General features: G+C 76.4%; 22 protein-coding genes. 12 read left to right on the forward strand and 10 right to left on the reverse strand.

The window, feature by feature from the left end; genetic code table 11:
- Window positions 1-144: 144 nt before the first annotated feature.
- The 7 genes from pcaH to O7628_RS24730 are packed head-to-tail and all read left to right on the forward strand — an operon-like array spanning window position 145 to window position 5,800.
- Window positions 145-900 carry a protocatechuate 3,4-dioxygenase subunit beta gene (gene pcaH / locus O7628_RS24700; RefSeq protein WP_278134087.1) on the forward strand — a complete coding sequence of 252 codons (756 nt, stop codon included), beginning with the start codon at window positions 145-147 and terminating at the stop codon, window positions 898-900.
- Window positions 893-1,465, forward strand: a complete 573-nt coding sequence (gene pcaG, locus O7628_RS24705) for a protocatechuate 3,4-dioxygenase subunit alpha (protein ID WP_278134089.1) — start codon at window positions 893-895, stop codon at window positions 1,463-1,465. The genes pcaH and pcaG overlap by 8 nt, the downstream gene beginning before the upstream one ends.
- Window positions 1,440-2,792: a 3-carboxy-cis,cis-muconate cycloisomerase gene (pcaB, locus tag O7628_RS24710; protein WP_278134091.1), complete on the forward strand. Its 1,353-nt coding sequence runs from the start codon at window positions 1,440-1,442 to the stop codon at window positions 2,790-2,792. The genes pcaG and pcaB overlap by 26 nt, the downstream gene beginning before the upstream one ends.
- The gene (gene pcaD / locus O7628_RS24715; protein WP_278134093.1) at window positions 2,789-3,586 is read left to right on the forward strand and encodes a 3-oxoadipate enol-lactonase; all 798 of its coding nucleotides are present in this window, start codon (window positions 2,789-2,791) and stop codon (window positions 3,584-3,586) included. The genes pcaB and pcaD overlap by 4 nt, the downstream gene beginning before the upstream one ends.
- Entirely contained in the window at window positions 3,583-3,969 is a 387-nt protein-coding gene (pcaC, locus tag O7628_RS24720; RefSeq protein ID WP_278134095.1) for a 4-carboxymuconolactone decarboxylase, read from the forward strand. Before pcaD ends, pcaC begins: the two co-directional genes overlap by 4 nt.
- Window positions 3,970-4,010: 41 nt before the next feature.
- Window positions 4,011-4,721 (forward strand): ThuA domain-containing protein, encoded by a 711-nt coding sequence (locus O7628_RS24725; RefSeq protein WP_178064319.1) that lies wholly within the window; start codon window positions 4,011-4,013, stop codon window positions 4,719-4,721.
- Entirely contained in the window at window positions 4,691-5,800 is a 1,110-nt protein-coding gene (locus O7628_RS24730; protein ID WP_278134098.1) for a Gfo/Idh/MocA family oxidoreductase, read from the forward strand. The genes O7628_RS24725 and O7628_RS24730 overlap by 31 nt, the downstream gene beginning before the upstream one ends.
- A 12-nt stretch (window positions 5,801-5,812) precedes the next feature.
- Here O7628_RS24730 and O7628_RS24735 read toward each other — a convergent pair whose 3' ends face one another.
- Window positions 5,813-6,631, reverse strand: coding sequence for an SDR family NAD(P)-dependent oxidoreductase (locus tag O7628_RS24735; RefSeq protein WP_278134100.1), 819 nt, complete (start codon window positions 6,629-6,631; stop codon window positions 5,813-5,815).
- 53 nt (window positions 6,632-6,684) lie between these two features.
- Between O7628_RS24735 and O7628_RS24740 the strand changes: the two genes are divergently transcribed.
- Both O7628_RS24740 and O7628_RS24745 read left to right on the forward strand, forming a co-directional pair.
- Window positions 6,685-7,101, forward strand: a complete 417-nt coding sequence (locus O7628_RS24740) for a helix-turn-helix domain-containing protein (protein WP_278134102.1) — start codon at window positions 6,685-6,687, stop codon at window positions 7,099-7,101.
- A 65-nt stretch (window positions 7,102-7,166) separates the two neighbouring features.
- The gene (locus O7628_RS24745) at window positions 7,167-7,772 is read left to right on the forward strand and encodes a YdeI/OmpD-associated family protein (RefSeq protein WP_278134104.1); all 606 of its coding nucleotides are present in this window, start codon (window positions 7,167-7,169) and stop codon (window positions 7,770-7,772) included.
- 84 nt (window positions 7,773-7,856) lie between these two features.
- Here the strand turns inward: O7628_RS24745 and O7628_RS24750 are convergent, their stop codons facing one another.
- Both O7628_RS24750 and O7628_RS24755 read right to left on the reverse strand, forming a co-directional pair.
- Complete coding sequence (locus O7628_RS24750) at window positions 7,857-9,656, reverse strand: HAMP domain-containing sensor histidine kinase (protein WP_278134106.1); 1,800 nt, start codon at window positions 9,654-9,656, stop codon at window positions 7,857-7,859.
- 11 nt (window positions 9,657-9,667) lie between these two features.
- A complete protein-coding gene (locus O7628_RS24755) occupies window positions 9,668-10,357 on the reverse strand; it encodes a response regulator transcription factor (RefSeq protein ID WP_278134107.1) in 690 nt (229 codons plus the stop codon).
- A 178-nt stretch (window positions 10,358-10,535) separates the two neighbouring features.
- Here O7628_RS24755 and O7628_RS24760 point away from each other — a divergent pair, with 178 nt between their 5' ends.
- From O7628_RS24760 to O7628_RS24770, 3 genes are read left to right on the forward strand one after another with little or no spacing between them, the layout of a single operon-like run.
- The gene (locus O7628_RS24760) at window positions 10,536-11,750 is read left to right on the forward strand and encodes an efflux RND transporter periplasmic adaptor subunit (RefSeq protein WP_278134109.1); all 1,215 of its coding nucleotides are present in this window, start codon (window positions 10,536-10,538) and stop codon (window positions 11,748-11,750) included.
- Window positions 11,747-12,427 carry an ABC transporter ATP-binding protein gene (locus O7628_RS24765; protein ID WP_278134111.1) on the forward strand — a complete coding sequence of 227 codons (681 nt, stop codon included), beginning with the start codon at window positions 11,747-11,749 and terminating at the stop codon, window positions 12,425-12,427. The genes O7628_RS24760 and O7628_RS24765 overlap by 4 nt, the downstream gene beginning before the upstream one ends.
- Window positions 12,424-13,620: an ABC transporter permease gene (locus tag O7628_RS24770; RefSeq protein WP_278134113.1), complete on the forward strand. Its 1,197-nt coding sequence runs from the start codon at window positions 12,424-12,426 to the stop codon at window positions 13,618-13,620. Before O7628_RS24765 ends, O7628_RS24770 begins: the two co-directional genes overlap by 4 nt.
- 113 nt (window positions 13,621-13,733) lie before the next feature.
- On the opposite strand, the gene O7628_RS24775 is transcribed toward O7628_RS24770, so the two are convergent.
- The 7 genes from O7628_RS24775 to uraD all read right to left on the reverse strand — a co-directional run bounded on the left by O7628_RS24775 (window position 13,734) and on the right by uraD (window position 19,858).
- On the reverse strand, window positions 13,734-14,282 hold the full coding sequence (locus tag O7628_RS24775; protein ID WP_141724046.1) for a hypothetical protein: 549 nt from the start codon (window positions 14,280-14,282) through the stop codon (window positions 13,734-13,736).
- A 125-nt stretch (window positions 14,283-14,407) separates the two neighbouring features.
- Complete coding sequence (gene alc, locus O7628_RS24780; RefSeq protein ID WP_278134116.1) at window positions 14,408-15,484, reverse strand: allantoicase; 1,077 nt, start codon at window positions 15,482-15,484, stop codon at window positions 14,408-14,410.
- Window positions 15,481-16,797: an allantoinase AllB gene (gene allB / locus O7628_RS24785; RefSeq protein WP_278134118.1), complete on the reverse strand. Its 1,317-nt coding sequence runs from the start codon at window positions 16,795-16,797 to the stop codon at window positions 15,481-15,483. The genes alc and allB overlap by 4 nt, the downstream gene beginning before the upstream one ends.
- Window positions 16,794-18,149 carry an 8-oxoguanine deaminase gene (locus tag O7628_RS24790; protein WP_278134120.1) on the reverse strand — a complete coding sequence of 452 codons (1,356 nt, stop codon included), beginning with the start codon at window positions 18,147-18,149 and terminating at the stop codon, window positions 16,794-16,796. The genes allB and O7628_RS24790 overlap by 4 nt, the downstream gene beginning before the upstream one ends.
- 4 nt (window positions 18,150-18,153) lie before the next feature.
- Window positions 18,154-19,008, reverse strand: coding sequence for a factor-independent urate hydroxylase (pucL, locus tag O7628_RS24795; protein WP_278134123.1), 855 nt, complete (start codon window positions 19,006-19,008; stop codon window positions 18,154-18,156).
- Between the two features lie 3 nt (window positions 19,009-19,011).
- Entirely contained in the window at window positions 19,012-19,365 is a 354-nt protein-coding gene (uraH, locus tag O7628_RS24800) for a hydroxyisourate hydrolase (protein WP_278134125.1), read from the reverse strand.
- On the reverse strand, window positions 19,352-19,858 hold the full coding sequence (uraD, locus tag O7628_RS24805; RefSeq protein WP_278134127.1) for a 2-oxo-4-hydroxy-4-carboxy-5-ureidoimidazoline decarboxylase: 507 nt from the start codon (window positions 19,856-19,858) through the stop codon (window positions 19,352-19,354). The genes uraH and uraD overlap by 14 nt, the downstream gene beginning before the upstream one ends.
- Between the last annotated feature and the right edge of the window lie 172 nt (window positions 19,859-20,030).

A 20,030-nucleotide genomic window follows, 5' to 3' on the forward strand; every position in this document is an offset into this window, starting at 1 on the left:
CGGATGCCGTCGGCCGCGCCTACGTTCGACATCTGTACGGCGGTCCGCATGGCGAACGTCCGGCGTCGCCCGGGTTCTCGTGGCCGGCGGGAAACCTCTGGCGGGGCGCGTCCCCGCGACCGCCGACAGCCCGACGGGAGGACCATGACCCACGACACCGTCCACCAGGTAGGTGGCGGCCTGCCGCTGCCGCGCTACCGGCGCGACGACGTCGACGCCCACCCGCCCCTGCTCAGCCCCGGCTACCGGTCCACCGTGGCGCGCGCGCCACGGCGGCCGCCGGCCCACCTGCCGCAGCGGCTGACCAAGATCACCGGGCCACTGCTGGGGGCGGGGCGGCTCGGCGACCTCGACCACGACCTGACCCGCCAGCACGACGGGGAGCCGCAGGGCCAGCGGATCGTCGTGCACGGCCGGGTCCGCGACGGCGACGGCCGGCCGGTGCCCGCCACGCTGGTGGAGATCTGGCAGGCCAACGCCGCCGGCCGGTACCGCCACGCCAGCGACACCTGGCCGGCGCCGCTCGACCCGCACTTCGACGGCGTCGGCCGGGCGCTCACCGACGAGCACGGGCGGTACCGCTTCGTCACCGTGCGGCCCGGCGCCTACCCCTGGCGCAACCACGACAACGCCTGGCGGCCGGCGCACATCCACTTCTCCCTCTTCGGCCGGGCCTTCACCCAGCGGCTGGTGACGCAGATGTACTTCCCCGACGACCCCCTCTTCGCCCGGGACCCGATCGCCCAGTCGGTCCGCGACCCCGCCGCCCGGCAGCGGATGGTCGCCCGCTACGACCACGCCGCCACGATGCCCGAGTGGGCGCTGGCGTACGAGTTCGACATCGTGCTGCGGGGCCGGGAGGGCACCCCCTTCGAGGACGGGGCCGACGGCGATGGGTGAGCGGCTGGGCGTCACCCCCGCGCAGACCGCCGGGCCGTACCTGCACATCGGCCTGCGCTGGCCCGACGGCCCGTACGTCGTGCCCGAGGGCACCCCGGGCGCGTTCTGGGTGCGCGGCCGGATCACCGACGGCGCGGGCGGACCGGTGACCGACGCCCTGGTGGAGAGCTGGCAGGCCGACCCCGACGGCCGGTTCGACCACCCCGACGACCCCCGCGGGGCCCGGCCGCCGGCGCTCGCGGGCTTCCGCGGCTTCGGGCGCAGCGAGACCGACGGGCAGGGCTGCTACCGGCTGCTGACCGTCAGGCCGGGCCCGCTGCCCGACCCCGACGGGGGCACCGAGGCCCCCCACCTGACCCTGTCCGTCTTCGGGCGGGGGCTGCTGCACCGCCTGGTCACCCGGCTCTACTTCCCCGACGAGCCGGCGGCCAACGCCGTCGACCCCGTGCTGCGCGGCGTCGACGCCGACCGCCGCGACACGCTGCTGGCGGCTCCCGCGCCGGACGGGCTCCGCTTCGACATCCGCCTCCAGGGCGACCGTGAGACCGTCTTCTTCGCCGTCTGACGGCCTGCCCGGCGGGCTGCTCGGCGGCCTCTCCGGGGCCCCGGACGTCGACGCGGAACTCGGCGACCCGGCCCTGCTGCGGGCGATGCTCGACGTGGAGGCCGCGCTCGCCCGCGCCGCGGCGGACGCCGGCGTGACGCCCCCGGCGGCCGCCGACGCGATCGTCGCGCACTGCCATTCCGGGCGGTACGACCCGGTGGCGCTCGGCCGGGCGGCCGACGCCGCCGGCAACCCGGTCGTCCCGCTCGTGCGGGAGCTGACCGCCGCCGTGCCGGCGTCCGCCCGGCCCTGGGTGCACGTCGGGGCGACCAGCCAGGACGTCCTGGACACGGCGCTGACCCTGGTGGCCGTGCGGGCGCACGACCCGCTGCGGCGGCACCTCGACGCCGCCGTCGACGCCGCCGCCCGGCTCGCCGCCGCCCACCGGGACACGGTGATGGTCGCCCGGACCCTCGGGCAGCAGGCCGCGCCGACCACGTTCGGACTCAAGGCGGCCGGCTGGCTGACCGGCCTGGCCGACGCCCGCGACCGGCTGCGGCAGGCGGCCGCGGCGCAGCCCGCGCAGCTCGGCGGCGCGGTCGGCACCCTGGCCGCGTTCGGCCCGGCCGGCCCGCAGGTCGCCGAGCGGTTCGCGGCGCACCTGGGCCTGCCCGCCACCGCGCTGCCCTGGCACACCCGCCGGCAGCCCCGGCTCGACCTGGCCGCCGCCTGCGGCGGACTCCTCGCGGCCACCGGCAAGGCCGCGCTCGACGTCGGGCTGCTCGCCCAGACCGAGGTCGGCGAGGTCGCCGAGGGCGACGCCGGGCGGGGCGGCTCCTCGGCCATGCCGCACAAGCGCAACCCGGTGGACTCGGTCCTCGTCACCGCCGCGGCGCGCCGCGGCCCGGGCCTCGTCGCCACCCTGTTCGCCGCGGCCGTGCACGAGCACGAGCGCGCCGCCGGCGCCTGGCACGCCGAGTGGGAACCCCTGCTCGACCTGCTGCGCTGCGCCGGCGGCGCGGCCGCCCGCTGCGCCCGGATGCTGGCCGGGCTGCGGGTCCACCCCGGGCGGATGCGGGAGAACCTCGACGCGGCCGGCGGCCTCGTGCTCGCCGAGGCCGTCGCCGCGCGGCTCGCCCCGGCCGTCGGCCGCGGCGTCGCACACGACCTGGTCGCCCGCGCCGCCGCCGCGCCCGCGTTCCGGGCCGCGCTGCTCGCCGACCCCGACATCCGCGCCCACCTGTCCGAGGCCGACGTCGACGAGGCGCTCGACCCGCGCCGCTGGCTCGGCTCCGCCGGCCGGCTCGTCGACCGCGCCCTGGCCGCCGCCCGGGACGGCCACGGGTGACCGCCCGCCTGCACCTCGCCGTCGACGGCCCGGCCGCCGCGCCGGTGCTGCTGCTCGGCGGCTCGCTCGGCACCACCGGGGCGATGTGGGGACCCCAGGTCCCGGCGCTCGCGCGGCACTTCCGGGTCATCCGGTACGACCACCTGGGCCACGGCCGTTCGGCGGTGCCGGCCGGGCCGTACACGATGGACCTGCTGGGCCGGGAGCTGCTGCGGACGCTGGACGACCTCGACGTGCCGTGGGTCCACTGCGCGGGATTGTCCCTCGGCGGCATGGTCGGCATGTGGCTCGCCGCGCACGCGCCCGAGCGGGTGCGGCGGCTGGCGCTGCTGTGCACCTCGGCGTCGCTCGGCCCGCCCGGGCAGTGGCGGGCGCGGGCGGCGACGGTGCGTGCCGGCGGCCTGGCGGTGATCGCCGACGCGGTGGTGGCCCGCTGGTTCACCCCGGCGTTCGCCGCGGCCCGGCCGGACGTGGTCGCCGGCTACCGCGCCATGCTGACCGCGACCTCCCCGGCCGGTTACGCCGCCTGCTGCGAGGCGATCGCCACGATGGACCTGCGCGCGGATCTCGGCCGGATCGGCGCGCCGACGCTTGTCGTCGCCGGCGCGGACGACCCGGCCACCCCGGTCGCGCACGCCCGCGAGATCGTCCGACTGATCCCCGGGGCGCGGCTGGCCGTGGTCGACGCGGCGGCGCACCTGGCCAACGTGGAGCAACCCGGGCGGGTGGGCCGGCTCCTGCGGGACCACCTCCTCCCGCCCGACCCCGTCGACGAGGAACCCGGTGACCGATGAACGACCGCGAGCGGCACGACGCAGGCATGACGGTGCGCCGGGAGGTGCTGGGGGACGCGCACGTCGACCGCGCGATCGCCGGCACCGACGCGTTCACCGCCGACTTCCAGGACTTCATCACCCGCTACGCGTGGGGGGAGGTGTGGAGCCGGCCCGGCCTGGACCGCCGCGCCCGCAGCTGCGTGACCCTCGCCGTGCTCGCCGCCCTGCACCACGACGAGGAGCTGGCGATGCACGTCCGCGCCGCGCTGCGCAACGGGTTGGGCCCGCAGGAGGTGGCGGAGGTCCTGCTCCAGGTCGGCGTCTACGCTGGCGTACCGGCGGCGAACCGGGCGTTCAGGGTGGCCCGGGAGGCCCTGCGGCAGGAGCCCGGCGGAGCGTGAGCCCGGTGGGCCTCGGCGCACGGGCCAGGAAGGGAGCGAGGGTGGCGCAGCGCAGAGCACTGGTGGTGCGGGGCGGATGGGAGGGGCACGAGCCGGTCCGGGCCACGGAGCTGTTCCTGCCGTTCCTCGAACGCAGCGGCTACGCCGTACGGATCGAGGAGTCGACGGACGTCTACGCCGACGCCGACGAGCTGGCCGCCACCGACCTCGTCGTGCAGTGCGTGACGATGTCGCAGATCACCCCGGAGCAGGTCGCGGGCCTCAGCGCGGCGGTCGCCGCCGGGACGGGGTTCACCGGCTGGCACGGCGGCATCGTCGACTCGTTCCGGATGTCGTCGGACTACCTGCACCTCGTCGGCGGCCAGTTCGCGACCCACCCGGGCAAGGAGCCGTGCGAGCGCCACGGCGGGGCGGAGGACAACTTCCTGCCGCACACGATCCGCCTCACCGACCTGGGCCGGGAGCATCCGATCACCGCGGGGATCGGCGATGTCGAGCTGGTCACCGAGCAGTACTGGGTGCTGCACGACGACCTGATCGACGTGTTGGCCACCACCACCCACCCGGCGCAGCCGTGGCAGCCGTGGCACCGGCCGGTCACCTCGCCGGCGATCTGGACCCGGCGGTGGGGCGCCGGGCGCGTCGTCGTGACCACCCCGGGGCACAGCCTCGACGTGCTGGAGCACCCGAGCATCCGCACCGTCATCGAGAGGGGGATGGTGTGGGCGACCCGCACCGCGTCGGCGTCGTAGGGCTCGGGGTCATCTCCCGCGCCTACCTGGACACGCTCGCGGACCACCCGGCGGTGCGCGTCGTGGCGGTGGCCGACCTCGACCCCGCCCGGTCCGCCGCGACCGCCGCCCGGCTGCCCGGCGCGGAGGCGGTGAGCGTCGAGCGGCTGCTCGACCGCCCCGACGTGCAGACGGTGCTCAACCTGACGATCCCCGCGGCGCACGCCGAGGTCTCCCGTGCCGCGATCGACGCCGGCAAGCACGTGTACGTGGAGAAGCCGCTCGCCGCCACCTTCGCGGACGGCCGGGCGACCGTCGAGCGGGCCGCGGCGGCCGGCGTCCGCGTCGGGTGCGCGCCGGACACCGTCCTGGGCACGGGCACGCAGACGGCGCGCGCCGCGATCGACGGCGGGCTCATCGGCCGCCCGCTGTCCGCGTCGGCCGTCATGGTCACCCCCGGGCACGAGCGGTGGCATCCCCACCCCGACTTCTACTACGCCCCTGGCGGGGGGCCGCTGCTGGACATGGGGCCGTACTACATCTCGGCGCTGGTCCACCTGCTCGGGCCGGTCCGGGCGGTGCACGGAGCCGCCAGCCGGCTGCGCGACGAGCGCGTCATCGGCTCGGGCCCGCGCCTGGGCCAGCGGGTGCCGGTGCGGGTGGACACCCACGTCACCGGCGTGCTCGAACACGCCGACGGGGTGCTGTCCACCCTCACCACGAGCTTCGACGGCGTCGCGACCACGGCCGCGCCGATCGAGGTGCACGGGGAGAATGGCACCCTCGCCGTGCCAGACCCGAACCACTTCGACGGCGAGGTCCGGCTGTTCGCGCTCGGCGACGGCGGGTGGCGCGCTCTGCCCCCGGGGGCCGGCTACGTCGACGGCGCCCGGGGCGTCGGCCTGATCGACGCCGTCACCGCCGACGGCCGGCGTGCGCCGCGGGCCGGCGGCGACGTGGCGCTGCACGTGCTCGACACGATGACCGCCCTGCTGCGCTCGGCCGCCGAGGGGCGGCGGATCGAGCTGACCACGGCCGTCAGGCGGCCGCCGCTCGTGCCGCTCACCCCGGCCGAGCAGTGGCGGGCACACCGGGCGTGACGCCGCGCGCGGTCAGTCGAGCAGCTTCTCCGTGAGCTGCATCAGACGTGCGGCGTTCCGCGGGTCGAGCGTGGGAAGGTCGAGCGGAAGCCGCTTGTGGCGGTCGACGGCCGTCAGCGGCTCGGCCGGGGGCGCGTCGAGGAACCGGTGGATCGGGGCGACCGAGTCCGCGACGGGGCGGGCCGCCACCGACGCCGCCGCCAGCAGCCCGCGCACGAGCAGCGGCAGCGGGCCACGGTCGCCGCTGCGGGTGAAACCGGGATGGTAGAGCACGTAACGGGCGCGACTGCCGGACTGCGCGGCGAAGCCCACGCCGAGCAGATCGTTGGCGCGACCGGCCTGCAACTGGGCGGTGACGGCCGAGTAGCCCGAGGTCAGCTGCGGGTCGGCCCAGCGCACCCCGCCCCGCGTGACGCCGACGCCGGCGACGTTCACGATCACCGGGGCGGCGGCCCGGTCCAGGGCGGGACGCAGGCCGAAGCTGAGCAGATGGCGACTGAGATAGTAGAGCGCGAACGTCTGCTCCAGCCCCTCGTCGGTCACGACCCGACGCGGCGCCACCGCGTTGGCGAACAGCGTCAGCGCATCCACGACGTGGTGCTCGGTGAGGATGTGCGCGACGACCTGCCGGGTCTCGGCCACGCTGGAGAGGTCCACCGGAAGGAACGCGACGGACCCACCCGCCAGCGCCTCGCCGCGTTCGCGGTTGCGGCCGAGCACCAGCACCCGGTCACCGCGTTCGGCCCGCCCGACGGCGAACGCCCGTCCCATTCCGTTGGTGCCGCCACTGACCACCACGAAGCCCATGCCGCCTCCACTACGGTTCGTCACCGACCGGGTCCATCCTCGGCAGTCGACCGGCGCGAGCGAAAGAAGGCACCTTCATGGCCACAGGGAACACCGGTGTGCGTGCCGGGCTGGGCGACCACCGGTTGCCGCAGCCCGTGCCGGCCGGCGAGTACGAGAACTGCCCGGTCACCGACGTGCTGCGGCGGGTGAGCGACAAGTGGACGCTGCTGCTGCTCACCCTGCTCGACCGGCGGCCGCACCGGTTCAACGAGTTGCACCGGGCGGTCGACGGCATCAGCCAGCGGATGCTCACCCGGAGCCTGCGCACGTTGGAGGGCGACGGTCTGGTCGAGCGGGAGGTGTTCCCCACGTCGCCGCCGAGCGTCGAGTACCGGCTGACGCCGCTCGGCGTCAGCCTGCTGGAGCCACTCTCCGCGCTGGCCGGTTGGGCCGTCGGCCACCATCCCGAGATCGCCGCGGCCCGTCGGCGATCCGCCCGGGAGCGGGTCTGACCCGGCGGCACGGTGACCCGGAGGGCGCGGCCACCGCCCCAGCCACGGAGGGCTAACCTGCCCTCATGGCGACTGCCGAGCTGGACGAGTTGATCGTCGCCGACGCGGACGCGCTGCGCGCGTGGCTGTCGACCCACCACGCCACGTCGCCCGGCGTCTGGCTCGCCCTGACCCGCAAGGGCGGCACCGTCACGACGCTGACCTGGCAGCAGGCGGTCGACGAGGCCCTGTGCTTCGGCTGGATCGACGGGCAGGCCCGCAAGCGGGACCAGGAGACCTCCTGGATCCGGTTCACCCCGCGCCGGCCCCGCAGCGTCTGGTCGCAGCGCAACGTCGCCCACGTGGCCCGGCTGGAGGCGGACGGGCGGATGCGGCCCCCGGGCCGCGCGGCGGTGGAGGCCGCCAAGGCCGACGGGCGGTGGACGGCCGCCTACGCCCCGTCGTCGGAGGCCGAGGTGCCGGCCGACCTCCTCGCCGCCATCGCCGCCGACCCCGCCGCCCAGGCCATGTTCGACGTGCTCACCAGGACCAACCGGTTCGCTCTCGTCTACCGCCTCAACGCCGTCAAGCGGGCGCAGACCCGCGAGCGGAAGATCGCCGAGTTTGTCGCGATGCTGGCCCGCCACGAGACCCTCCACCCGCAGAAGGCCAGGCCGCTCGACCCGCCGTGACCGGTCCGCCCGTGGCGTCGCCGCGCGCCCGGCCCGACGACCCCGGTGCGGCGGCCCGACAGGCCCCGCCCAGCCGCCCCGCTGCTATCGCCGCGCGGCCGGACGGCGGTGACCGGCGGCCACCGGCTCGGCGGCCGGCAGCCGGATGGTGAAGGTGCTGCCCCGGCCGAGGACGCTCTCGACGCCGATCGTGCCGTCGTGGGCCTCGGCGAGCTTGCGGGCGATCGACAGGCCGAGCCCGCTGCCCCCGGTGCTGCGGGCCCGCGAGTCGTCGGCCCGCCAGAAGCGGTCGAAGATCCTGGCCTGGTCGGCGGGTGCGATGCCGGTGCCGGTGTCGGACACGGCGATGGCGACCTGGTCGTCGTGGACGGCGCAGCGCACGGTGACCGAGCCGCCGGCGGGAGTGTGCCGGACCGCGTTGGCGACCACGTTGCCGACGAGCTGCCGCAGCCGGGGGCCGTCGACCGGCAGCTCCGGGTCGGCGAGCAGCTCGGTGCCCAGCCGCACCCCGGCGGCCTCGGCGGCGCCCCGGTGCGCCTCGACGACCTGCTCCAGCAGGTCCGCCACGAAGTGCGGCTCGCGGTGGATGCGCAGGTCGCCGGCGTCGGCGGCGGCCAGGTCCCGCAGGTCGTCGATGATGTGCTGCAACAGCAGCGCCTCGTCGAGCAGCAGGCTGAGCAGCTGGGCGTCGGGCTGGGCGAGGCCGTCCTGGGCGGCCTCCAGCCAGCTGCGGATGTTGCTCAGCGGCGTCCGCAGCTCGTGCGCCACGTCGCTGACCATGCTCTTGCGCAGCTCCTCGGTCTGTTCCCGCCGGGCGGCGAGGTCGTTGAGGGCGGTGGCCAGCAGGCCGATCTCGTCGCGGGTGGTCACCGGCACCCGGGCCTGCTCGTCCATCGGCTGCCGGGTGGCGTCGGTCAGTGCCCGCAGCGGCCGGACCAGCCGCCGCCCGACCAGGACGGTGATCAGCACGGTGGCGGCCAGCACCGCTCCCGTCACCTGGGCGATGCGGACCAGGTTCCCCCGGGACAGGTTGAACACCGGCCCGGTGGAGCCCTGGGCCTCGTCGGTCACGAAGAGCAGGGCCGGCGGGGCCACGTACGACCTGAGCTGGGCGAGCCGCGCCTTCTGGAAGCAGGCGTCGGCCTGGCGGTCGACGCGGGCGTCGCCGCTGCGGACCATGCTGCGGTCCGCCCGGATCGTGACCCGGTCGGGCAGCCCCGCCTCGCGCAGGCACGTCTTCGTCGCGGTCGTCAGCTGCGCGATCCCCTTGGCCTCGCTCGGCATCGGCTCGGCCAGCTCGGTCGGCAGGCAGAAGCCGGCGACGTCGCGCACGTCCGGCCCGGTCACCTGCACCGCCGCCCGTCCGCCCGGGCCGACGACGACCTTGCCGTCCAGCGTGGACTCGCCGCGGATGCAGCCGAGCCACCGGGAGGCCAGCGCGCGGCTGAAGGCGCTCTCCTGCGCGGTCAGCACGTACGGCCCGAGCACGCGCGGGTCGATCCGCTCGGTCCCGCCGGTCAGGCCCAGGTCCACCTGCAACGGGTCGACGGTCGCCGACGGCCGCGCCCCGTGCAGCGACGGGCCCTGCGGCGCGGAGTCGGCGATGACCTGCCGGTCGGGGGTCATCAGGGTGATCCGGCGTTCGAGCTTGCCGGCCCGCTCGGCGAGCACGGGGGCCACCTGCGACCAGTCCCGGTGGGTGGCGGCGTAGCCCACCATCGTGTCGTAGATGCTCTTGTCGTCGGCGAGCGAGCGGCCCTGTTCCTGCCGGATCGCCCGGGTCGTCGACTGCACGGCCAGCCAGGTCGTCGCCAGGATCGCGCAGACCGCCACCAGCAGGGAGGTGGCCAGCAGCCGCACCACCAGGCTCCGGTGCGGCGGCACCCGCTGCCGCCTCACGGCGCGCCGGGGCCGAGCTTGTAGCCGACGCCGTAGACGGTCAGCAGTTGCTGGGGCCGGCGGGGGTTCAACTCGATCTTGCGGCGCAGGTTCATCACGTGCACGTCGATGGTGCGCTCGGTCGACTCCCGGTCGACGCCCCGGGTGTGTTCCAGCAGCTGGCCGCGGGTGAACACCCGCCCCGGCTGGCGGGTCATCGCGGCCAGGATCGCGAACTCGCCGGCGGTGCAGTCGACCGGGACGCCGCCGGCGGTCACGGTGTGCCGGGGCTCGTCGACCGTGAGCCGCCCGACCCGGTGCACGGGGAACTCCTGCCCCGTCGTCCGGACGCGCCGCAGCAGCGTCCGGATCCGGGCCACCAGCTCCCGGGGGCTGAACGGCTTGGTCATGTAGTCGTCGGCGCCCAGGTCCAGGCCGCGCAGGAGGTCGTCCTCGCTCGACCGGGCGGTCAGCATCAGCATCAGCACGTCCGATTCCTGCCGGAGGATGCGGCAGACCTGCATGCCGTCCAGCCCCGCCAGCATCACGTCGAGCACGAGCAGGTCGAACGGCCGCTGCCGGGCCTGCCGCAGCGCCGCCTCGCCGTCGTGCACGACCGTCGCCTCGTGCCCCGCCGCGGTGAGGTAGCGGCGCAGCGCCTCGGCCTGCCGCCGGTCGTCCTCCGCGAGCATCACCTGTGCGCACATGGTGGGGACTATAGGTCAGGCGCGACGCCCCCGAACCGGCCGTGACCTCGGCGGTGACGGGGGCGGCAGCGGGCCCGCGCAGCCCAGGGGCGGTGCGCCGCGGCCGCGTGGCGACGGTGCGGAACAGGTCACGTCCGGGCCTGACAGGATCCTGATATTCCCGGGCCACCATCGCGCCATGCCACTGCCCCGAACGGTGCCGCCGTCGGACACCGAAACCCAGGTCATCCCCGTCGTCGGCGCGGAGCCGGCCCAGCGCCGCCGACGCCTGCCGAGGCCGGTGGCGTCCGCCGTCGTGCTCGCGGTGCTGGCCGTCACGGCCGGTGTCGTCTGGTCCGGCCGGGACGCCGGGCCCCCGCCGGCCGTCGACGGATCCGCCGGGGTGCGCAGCGTGGCGCTGGTGCAGCAGGACATGTCGATGTCGCAGTCGCTGCCGGGCACGCTCGGCTACGGCGCCGCGCGGGTGGTCAGGGGCGGCAGGGACGGCACGGTGACGTGGCTGCCCGCGCCGGGGGCGGCGGTCCGGCGCGGGAAGCAGCTCTACCGCGTCGACGACCGGCCGGTGCCGTTGTTCTACGGCGGGATGCCGCTGTACCGCCCGCTGCGTGACCTCGGCACGGTCGGCCGGGACGTGCGGATCGTCGCCGACAACCTCGACGCCCTCGGCTACGAGATCGGCGACCAGCCGAGGCCCGGCACCCGGCTGGTCCCGTCGCCGGCTCCGTCGCCGTCCGCGTCCCGCCCGGCGGTGACGGTGGGCCGGGGCGAGGCCGTCCTGACCACCGGGCTGCGCGCGGCCGTCAAGCGTTGGCAGGTCGACCTGGGGGTCCCGGCGACCGGCGCGGTCGAGCCCGGGGACGTGGCGGTGCTCGTCGGCGCGGTCCGGGTCGACTCGGTCGCCGCCCAGCCCGGCGACAGCGCGAACTCCCCGCTGATGTCGGTGACCCAGACCGCGAAGGTGGTCACGGTGCAGATGGACGTCGGTGACGCCGCCTCGGTGGGCCCGGGCGACGTGGTCGACGTGCGGCTGCCCGACGAGAGCGCGGCCGGCGGCAAGGTCGCCGCCGTCGGCCAGGCCGTGCAGGCCGCGGCGGGCGACGACCCGACGGGCGGCGGCCCGGCCAAGGTCACCGTGACCGTCACCCTGGACAGGTCCGCCGCCGTCTCCAAGATCAGCTTTGCCGACGTGCAGGTCGACTTCGTCGCCGAGACCCACGAGGACGTCCTCGTCGCGCCGGTCGGCGCGCTGCTGGCGCTCGCCGAGGGCGGCTACGCCGTCCAGGTCGAGGGCGGCGGCCTGGTCGCGGTCGAGACCGGCCTGTTCGCCAAGGGCCTCGTCGAGATCAGCGGAGCCGGGCTCGTCGCGGGCACGCGGGTGGTGACCACCTCGTGAGGACCGTCCTGTCCGCGCGCGACGTCAGCAGGCGCTACCCGGGCGGGGTCGACGCGTTGCGCGGGATCTGCCTCGACATCGCCGAGGGCGAGCTGCTCGCCATCGTCGGGCCGTCCGGCTCCGGCAAGTCGACCCTGCTCCACCTCATGGGCACCCTCGACCGACCCAGCTCCGGCACGATCCGGATCGCGGGGCAGGACGTCGCCGCGCTCTCCGACCGTCAGCTCTCCGCCCTGCGGGGCCGCTGGCTCGGCTTCGTCTTCCAGCAGTTCCACCTCGCCGAGGGCCTTACCGCCGCCGAGAACGTGGCGACCGGCCTGCTCTACGCCGGTGTCGCGCGCAGGCGTCGCCGGGCGCTCGCGCTCGACGCCCTCGACCGGGTCGGCCTCGCTCACCGGGTCGGCCACCGCCCGGCCCAGCTCTCCGGCGGCGAACGCCAGCGGGTCGCCATCGCCCGGGCCATCGTCAACGGCCCCGCCCTGGTGCTGGCCGACGAGCCCACCGGGGCCCTCGACACCGGCACCGGGCAGGCCGTCCTGCGCCTGCTGCGCAGACTCAACGAGGAGGGCACCACCATCGCCGTCATCACCCACGACAACGAGATCGCCGACAGCCTGCCCCGACGCGTCGAGATCCGCGACGGCCGGCTCGTGCGGGACACGGCGGCCGTCCGATGATCCGTCCGGTCCGCCTCTCCCCGCTCGACCTGCTCGACGTCGGGCTGCTCGGCATCCGTACCCGCAGGATGCGGGCCGCGTTCTCGGCCCTGGGCATCGCGATCGGCATCGCCACCACGGTCCTGGTCACCGGCGTCCCCGCCGCCAGCCAGGCGGCGCTGCTGCGCGAGCTGTCCGCCCTGGGCACCAACAGCCTCCAGGTCATGGCGCAACCCGGCACGGACCCGCCGCGGCTGCCCGCGGAGTCGGTGGCGATGGTGCAGCGCATCGGCCCGGTCACGGTCGCGAGCGCCGTGGCCAACACCCACACGCTGGTGCGCCGCAACGACCGCACCGACGCCCGCGACGGCTCCGGCCTGACCGTGCTCGCCGCGCGCCTCGACCTGCCGCAGGCCATCAACGCCACGGTGCGTTCCGGGCGCTGGCTCGACCCCGTCACCGAGCGCTTCCCGACCGTGGTGCTCGGCTCGGTCGCCGCCACCCGGCTCGGGTTCGCGGACCTGCCCGCCACCGGCGGCCCGGCCCCGATGGTGATCATCGGCGACCGGTGGTTCACCGTCGTCGGCATCCTCGCCGCCACGCCGCTCTCCCCGGACATCGACCGCTCGGTCCTGGTCGGCTGGGAGGCGGCCCGCAGCCAGCTCCGCTTCGACGGCCACCCCACGGTCATCTACGTCCAGTGCCGCGAGCCGGCGATCGAGACCGTCCGCGCGGTCCTGCCCGCCACCGTCTCGCCGGAGCAGCCCGGGCAGGTCGTGGTGACCCGCCCGTCGGACGCCCTCGCCGCGAAGCGGGCCACCGAGGGCGCCTTCTCCGCCCTGCTCCTCGGCCTCGCCGCGGTCGCGCTGCTCGTCGGCGGGATCGGGGTGGCGAACACGATGGTGATCGCCGTGTGGGAACGCCGCACCGAGATCGGCCTGCGTCGGGCGCTGGGCGCGCACCGGGGCCAGATCCGCGCCCAGTTCCTCACCGAGTCGGCCGCCCTGGCCGCGCTCGGCGGTGTCGCCGGGACCCTGGTGGGGCTGGCCGCCACCGCCGCGTACGCGATCGGTCAGGGCTGGCCGGTCGTGGTCCCGCTGCCGGCGACGCTCGCGGGGCTCGGCGGCGCCGTCGTGGTCGGCGTCGTCGCCGGGGTCTACCCGTCGATCAGGGCCGCCCGGCTCACGCCGACCGAGGCGCTCGCCTCGACCTGACCGGCGCGGGGAAGACGGAGCACGCGGGGGAGGCGGCGACCGACCGCACCGTCGCGGGCGGCGAACGACGGAGGCGCCACCCGCACTGCGGGTGGCGCCTCCGGTCCGCGTGGTCACTTGCGCTTCGCGGCGACCTCACGCTCGCACTCCGGCGAGAACCGCATGCCCTTCGAGATCGACTCCGCGTCGTTCTGTTCGCCGCCGAACGACCAGCCCGGGCCGTCGGGGTTGACCTCGACGTAGCGCACGCCCTTCTCCTTGAGGCAGGCCACCACGTCCCGCGCGAAGTCCCGCGCCTCCGGGTTGGCCGGGTCGAGCTCCCACGGCGGCAGCGGCAGCAGGTTCTCGCAGGCCTTGTTCGCCTTCCCGATCCGGCCCGTGGTGACGCCGCCGGCCCGCTCCCGGTGGACGTCGACGCCGTGGTCGGCCATGCACTTCTCGTACGGCCGCACGCGCGCCTTCGCGTCCTCCTCGGTGTCGTCGAGGCGCTCGCGGGGACGCTCGGCCCCCGGCGTCGACGCGGCGACGGACGGCGTTTCGGTGCGCAGCGTGGCCACCTCCGGCGGCTCGGCGGTGTCGGCCTGGTCGGATCCGGTGGTCGAGCACCCCGTGCCACCGATCATGACGGCCAGGAGGAGCGCGGCCATCGGGTACTTCCTCATCGTGACGCCTTCCTGTCGGACGTTCGGCGTGACGCGGTCACGCCGGTGCCCAGGATCGCCGCCAACTGTCAGGAAGCTGTGTGCCCGCCGCGTGCCGCCGGCGCCGATCGCGTGACCGGCACGGCTCAGCCGCCGGTGGGGTCGGCCGCCGGCGGCCGGGTGCGCCGCCACCGGGCCGCCATGGCGTCGCGGCCGGCGGCGTCGACGCGGCCGGTCACCCGCAGCCGGGCCATCCCGCCGTCGGGGAAGATGTCCAGCCGGACGTGGGTGGCGGCCCGGGGCGCGTCGACCGGGAAGCGGTGCCGGGTGTCCGGCCGCAGCCGGGTCTCCGGCAGCAGGGGGAACCACGCCGCCGGGTCGTCGAGGTCGCCGTGGCGCTCGTCGGCGGCGCGCAACGTGGCCCGGCCCGGGGCGTTGCCCTTGAAGTGGCTGGTGTCGAGGTCCACGAACTGCGCGACCCCCGGCACGCCCAGCCGGACCAGCACCCAGTCGTTGCCGTCGTCGCGGCGGCGGGCGGTCTCCCAGCCCTCGCCCATCACCCGGGCCGGGCCGGGGGCGAGCAGGTTCTGCGGGGCGCCGTAGAACCGGTCGCTGCACGCCTGCACCCGGCCGCCGTGCTCCGTCGCGGCCAGGTCGAGCACGTCGGGCAGCAGCCGGGGGTCGGGCACCACGTCGCCGTGCACCCGCAGCCGGGCGACGCCGCCGTCGGGGAAGATCGTGAGCCGCACGTGGGTGACGTGGTGGGGCACGTCGACCGGGAAGACGTTGCGGCTGTCCCCGGCCAGCGGCGAGCGGTCGAGCAGCGGCACCCAGCGCGCCCCGGCGAGCTCGTCCGGCCCCGGGTAGCCGTCGACGGCGCACCCGTCGACGGCGGCGAACGGCGGATAGTTGCCGGTGAAGAAGCTGGTGTCGACGACCAGCAGCCGCACCACGCCCGGCAGGCCGAGCCGGACGACGGCGTGGTCGGCGCCGGGCTCGCGGCGGCGGCGGGTCTCCCAGCCGTCGTAGACCTGGCCCTTCGCGGCGAACGTGCGGGGCGAGAAGATCGGCGGCAGCGGGTCGACCAGGTTGTCCGCGGCGGCGAAGAACTCGTCGTTGGCGACGACCACGCCACCGCCGAAGGCGCGCGAGGCCAGGTCGGGCAGGGCCGCGAGGTCGGCCAGGTCGGTGCGGCCGGCGGCCGGTTCGGGACGGCCGCTCACGGCGCGTCCGCCCGCAGCAGCCGACCGCGCGGGGCGTCGCCGGTCACCGGTTCGCCGCGTAGCCAGGTGGCCCGCACCACCCCGGTCAGCCGCTGACCGGCGTACGGCGTCACGGGGTGCCGGTGGTGCAGCAGCCCCGGCTCGACGCGGAAGCCGGCGTCCGCGTCGAAGGCCACCAGGTCGGCGTCGCCGCCCACCGCGATCCGGCCCTTGCCGGGCAGCCCGACCAGGTCGGCCGGGCCGGCGGCCATCCACCGCGCCACGTCGGCCAGGCCGTGCCCCCGGCGGCGGGCCTCGGTCCACACCACCGGCAGGCTGAGCTGCACCGACGCGATGCCGCCCCAGGCCGTGGCGAAGTCACCGGTGTCGGCCCGCTTCAGCTCCGGCAGGCAGGGTGAGTGGTCGCTGACCACGCAGTCCACCGCGCCGTCGGCCAGCGCCGCCCAGAGCCGGTCCTGGTTGTCCCGGTCCCGGATCGGCGGGCAGCACTTGAACTCCGTCGCCCCGTCGGGCACCTGCTCGGCGGTCAACGCGAGGTAGTGCGGGCACGTCTCCACGGTCAGCCGCACGCCGTCGGCCCGCGCGGCGGCCAGCTCGGCCAGCGCCGCGACCGACGACAGGTGCAGCACGTGCACGCGGGCGTCGGCGCGGCGGGCTGCGGCCACCACCGTGGCGACGGCGGACCGCTCGGCCTCCGGCGGCCGGGACGCCACGAAGTCGGCGTAGCGCGGCGACGGGGGCGACCCGCGCACCGACCCCGGGTCCTCGGCGTGCACGACGAAGAGCGCGTCGACCGTCGCCAGGGCCCGTTCCAGCAGGCCGGCGTCGACCGGCGGGAACTCCGGCACCCCGGAGTCGACGAGGAACGCCTTGAAGCCGAACACCCCGGCCCGGCGCAGCGCCATGAGGTCGCCGAGGTTGCCCGGCACGACGCCGCCCCAGAACCCGACGTCGACGTGGCAGCGGCCCCGCGCGGCGGCGCGCTTGGCCTCCAGCGCGGCCACGGTGACCGTCGGCGGGACGCTGTTGAGCGGCATGTCGACCAGGGTGGTGACGCCGCCGGCCGCGGCGGCCCGGGTGGCGCTGGCGAAACCCTCCCACTCGGTGCGGCCGGGCTCGTTGACGTGCACGTGCGTGTCCACCAGGCCGGGCAGCAGGGCGACGTCGCCGAGGTCGTCGTCGACGACGGCGTCGAGCGGCGCGTCGTAGCCGGCGAGCGCGGCGATCCGGCCGGCGGCCACGGCGACCGCCGCCGGCCGCTGCCCGTCCGGCAGCACCGCCCGGCGGGACCGCAGCACCAGGTCGTAGCTCATCGGGCCCGCTCCAGCAGCCGGCGGTGCGCCCCGGCGGCCGCCCGGGCGAGGGCGTCGGCGTCGGCGGTGCGCAGCTCCGCGTCCTCGACGACGGCCCGGCCGCCGACCAGCAGCAGCGCCAGCGGCGCCGGTGGGCCGAACACCAGGGCCGCCACCGGGTCGTCGATGCCGGCGTGGCCCAGCCCGTCGACGCGCCAGAGCGCGACGTCGGCGAGCTTGCCCACCTCCAGCGAGCCGATCTCGTCGGCGCGGCCGAGGCACCGCGCCCCGCCCATGGTGCCCAGGGCGAGGGCCTGCCGGGCGGTCAGCGCCGCCGGGCCGCCGCGCAGCCGGGCCGCGTACAACGCCTGGCGCAGCTCCGCGCCGAGCTGGCCGGCCTCCTGGGAGGCCGCGCCGTCGACGCCGAGGCCCACCGGCACCCCGGCGGCGAGCAGGTCCGGCACGCGGGCGGTGCCGGCGCCGAGGCGGGCGTTGGAGCTGGGGCAGTGCGCCACCGCCGTGCCGGTGGCGGCCAGCTTCGCCACCGCCGGGTCGTCCAGGTGTACGCCGTGGGCCAGCCACACGTCGTCGCCGAGCCAGCCGAGCTGCTCGGCGTAGTCGACGGGGGCGCAGCCGTGCGTGGCGCGGCAGTATTCCTCCTCCTCGACGGTCTCCGCGAGGTGGGTGTGCAGCCGGACGCCCCGCCGCCGGGCCAGCGCGGCGGACTCCCGCATCAGGGTGCCGGTGACCGAGAACGGCGAGCACGGGGCCACGGCGATCCGCAGCATCGAGCCGGGGGACGGGTCGTGGTGGCGGTCGATGGCCGCCTCGGTGGCCAGCAGCGCCGCCTCGGTGTCCTCCACCAGCGAGTCCGGCGGCAGGCCGCCCGCCGACCGGCCGAGGTCCATCGAGCCCCGGCACGGCTGGAAGCGCAGCCCGACCAGCCGGGCGGCCTCGATCTCGGCGGCCAGCGGGTCGTCGCGGCCCGGGGGGAACACGTAGTGGTGGTCGGTGCTGGTGGTGCAGCCGGACAGCGCGAGCCAGCCCAGCCCGGCGGCGGCCGCCGCGTGCACGATGTCGGCGTCCAGGTGCGCCCAGACGGGGTAGAGGGTGGTGAGCCAGCCGAACAGGTCCGACTGCTGGGCCAGCCCCCGGGTCACCCACTGGTAGAGGTGGTGGTGGGTGTTGACCAGGCCCGGGGTGGCCAGGCAGCCGGTGCCGTCGATCCGACGGGCCGCCGGGTCCACCGGGCCGGCGGGCCCGGCCCCCACGGCGGCGATCCGCCCGTCGTCGCCGATCACCAGGTGCCCGGCGCGGTGCTCGGTGCCGGCGGCGTCGACCGTGGCGACGGCGCAGTTGTCGATGACGATCACGGCGTCACCAGTCGCCGTCGGCCGGGGCGACGCCGTCGCGGCCGACGGTGCCCTCGATCAGCCCGTACGGCTGGTCGGTGGCGACGAAGACGGCGTTGGGGTTGTCCAGCCCGAACGGCGACAGGTCGACCGGGAGGTGGTGCCGGTTGGGCAGCGAGAGCTTTATCTCCGCCACCTCCGGCCGGGTCTCCAGCACCCGGCGGCCCATCGCGTACAGGGTCTGCTGCAACGACCTGCTGTACGTCTCGACGAACGCGGCGACCAGCGCCTCGCGTACCTGCCGGTGGGCGGCGTCCCAGTCGGCGTCGGCGTCCAGGTGCCGCCAGCGGGCGTCCACGGCGGTGGCCAGGATCCGGTCGGTGGTCTCCGGCAGCGTCGTGTACTCGTCGCGCACGAAGCCGTGGAACTCGGAGTTCGTGGTGTTCAGCAGCACCAGGTCGGTCAGCCCGGACACGACCCGGGCGGTCTCGCCGTCGTAGCTGACCGTCGCGGTGCGGGTCTCCGCGCCGCCGCGCTGGAAGGAGTGCTGCCCGAGCCGCTGCCAGCCGAACTCCCGCACCGCCACCTCGGCGCGCCGGACGGCCGGCTGGGCGTGCACGAAGTGCCGGGCCAGCAGGAGCGCGAACGCCTCGGGCGAGGCGACGCCGTGTCTGCGGGCGAACGCGTACACCGTGTTCTTCTGCGAGTCGGTCGGCAGCACCTGGCCGTTGTCGCCGGTGAGATGGGTGGCGGCCAGGTCGCCGGCGAGGGCGGTGCGCACGTCGAGGTCCCGCAGCGTGTGCCGGTCGCCGTCGCGCACCACGTGGACCACGCGCACCTGGGCCTTGCCGTACCGGTTGGGCCCCAGCACGATTCCCATCTGTCAACTCCCTCGGTAGGTGGTGTAGCCGAACGGGCTGAGCAGCAGCGGCAGGTGCAGGCGCGCCGCGGGATCGCCGACGGTGAAGGTGAGCACCACCTCCGGGAAGAAGGGGGCCGGCCCGGAGCGCGCGTCGAGGTCGAAGACGAGCCGGTAGCGGCCGGCCGTCCACTGTGCCGCCGGCACCCAGTCGCGCAGCCGGCCGTCGGCGTCGGTGCGGCCGGCGGCGACCTGCCGCCACCGCGCGCCGTCGAGCCGGTCGAGCCGGACGCCGACGTCCGGCGCGGGCGCGCCGACGACCGTGTCCAGCACGTGCGTGGACAGCGGCGCGGTCGCCCCCGCGTCAGGCCGGCTCATCGAGCAGCTTCCTGATCCGCAGCGCGGCGATCTTCGCCAGTTCCCCGCGTACCACCTCCCGCTCGGTGGCCTCGTCGTGCGCCAGCCGGGCCCGCGCGGCGGCCAGCAGCTCCGCGTCGGTGCGGCCGGCCGCGCAGACCAGGAACAGGTGCCCGAAGCGGCGCTCGTACGCCTCGTTGGCCTCGGCGACGGCGGCCCGGGTGCCGTCGGACGCCGCGTCCAGGCCGGACTGTTCCCCGCGCGACCAGCCGTCCTCCCGGCGCTGCCCCGTCGGACGCTGGCCGATGCGCGGGTGGGCGGCGAGCGCCTGCGCGACCTCCGGCCAGGTGAGCCGGGCGCTGGCGGCGTGCGCCGCGGCCAGCAGCGCGGCCAGGTCCGGGTACGGCCGCCCCGCCGCGACCTCGCGGGCCCAGCGGGGCACGGCGCAGCAGGCCAGCAGGTCGTCCTCGGCCCGCTGCGCGGCGAGCGCGTTGAACTCCTCGATCCGTCCCACCGGTCGCCTCCCCTGGCCCCGCCTGGCAGGAGTAGTCAAACAGGCCGACCGGCGGGGTCGACAGCGCCGCGATGACCAAAACCGCGGGGCCCGCCGGCCCCGCCGTTGTACGTTCGTCCAGCGCCCACCGGCTCCGCCTCGCCCCGACCGGGCTCCGACCGCAGCCGCAGCT

The organism is Micromonospora sp. WMMD956, assembly GCF_029626125.1.
Taxonomy (GTDB): Bacteria; Actinomycetota; Actinomycetes; order Mycobacteriales; family Micromonosporaceae; genus Micromonospora; species Micromonospora carbonacea.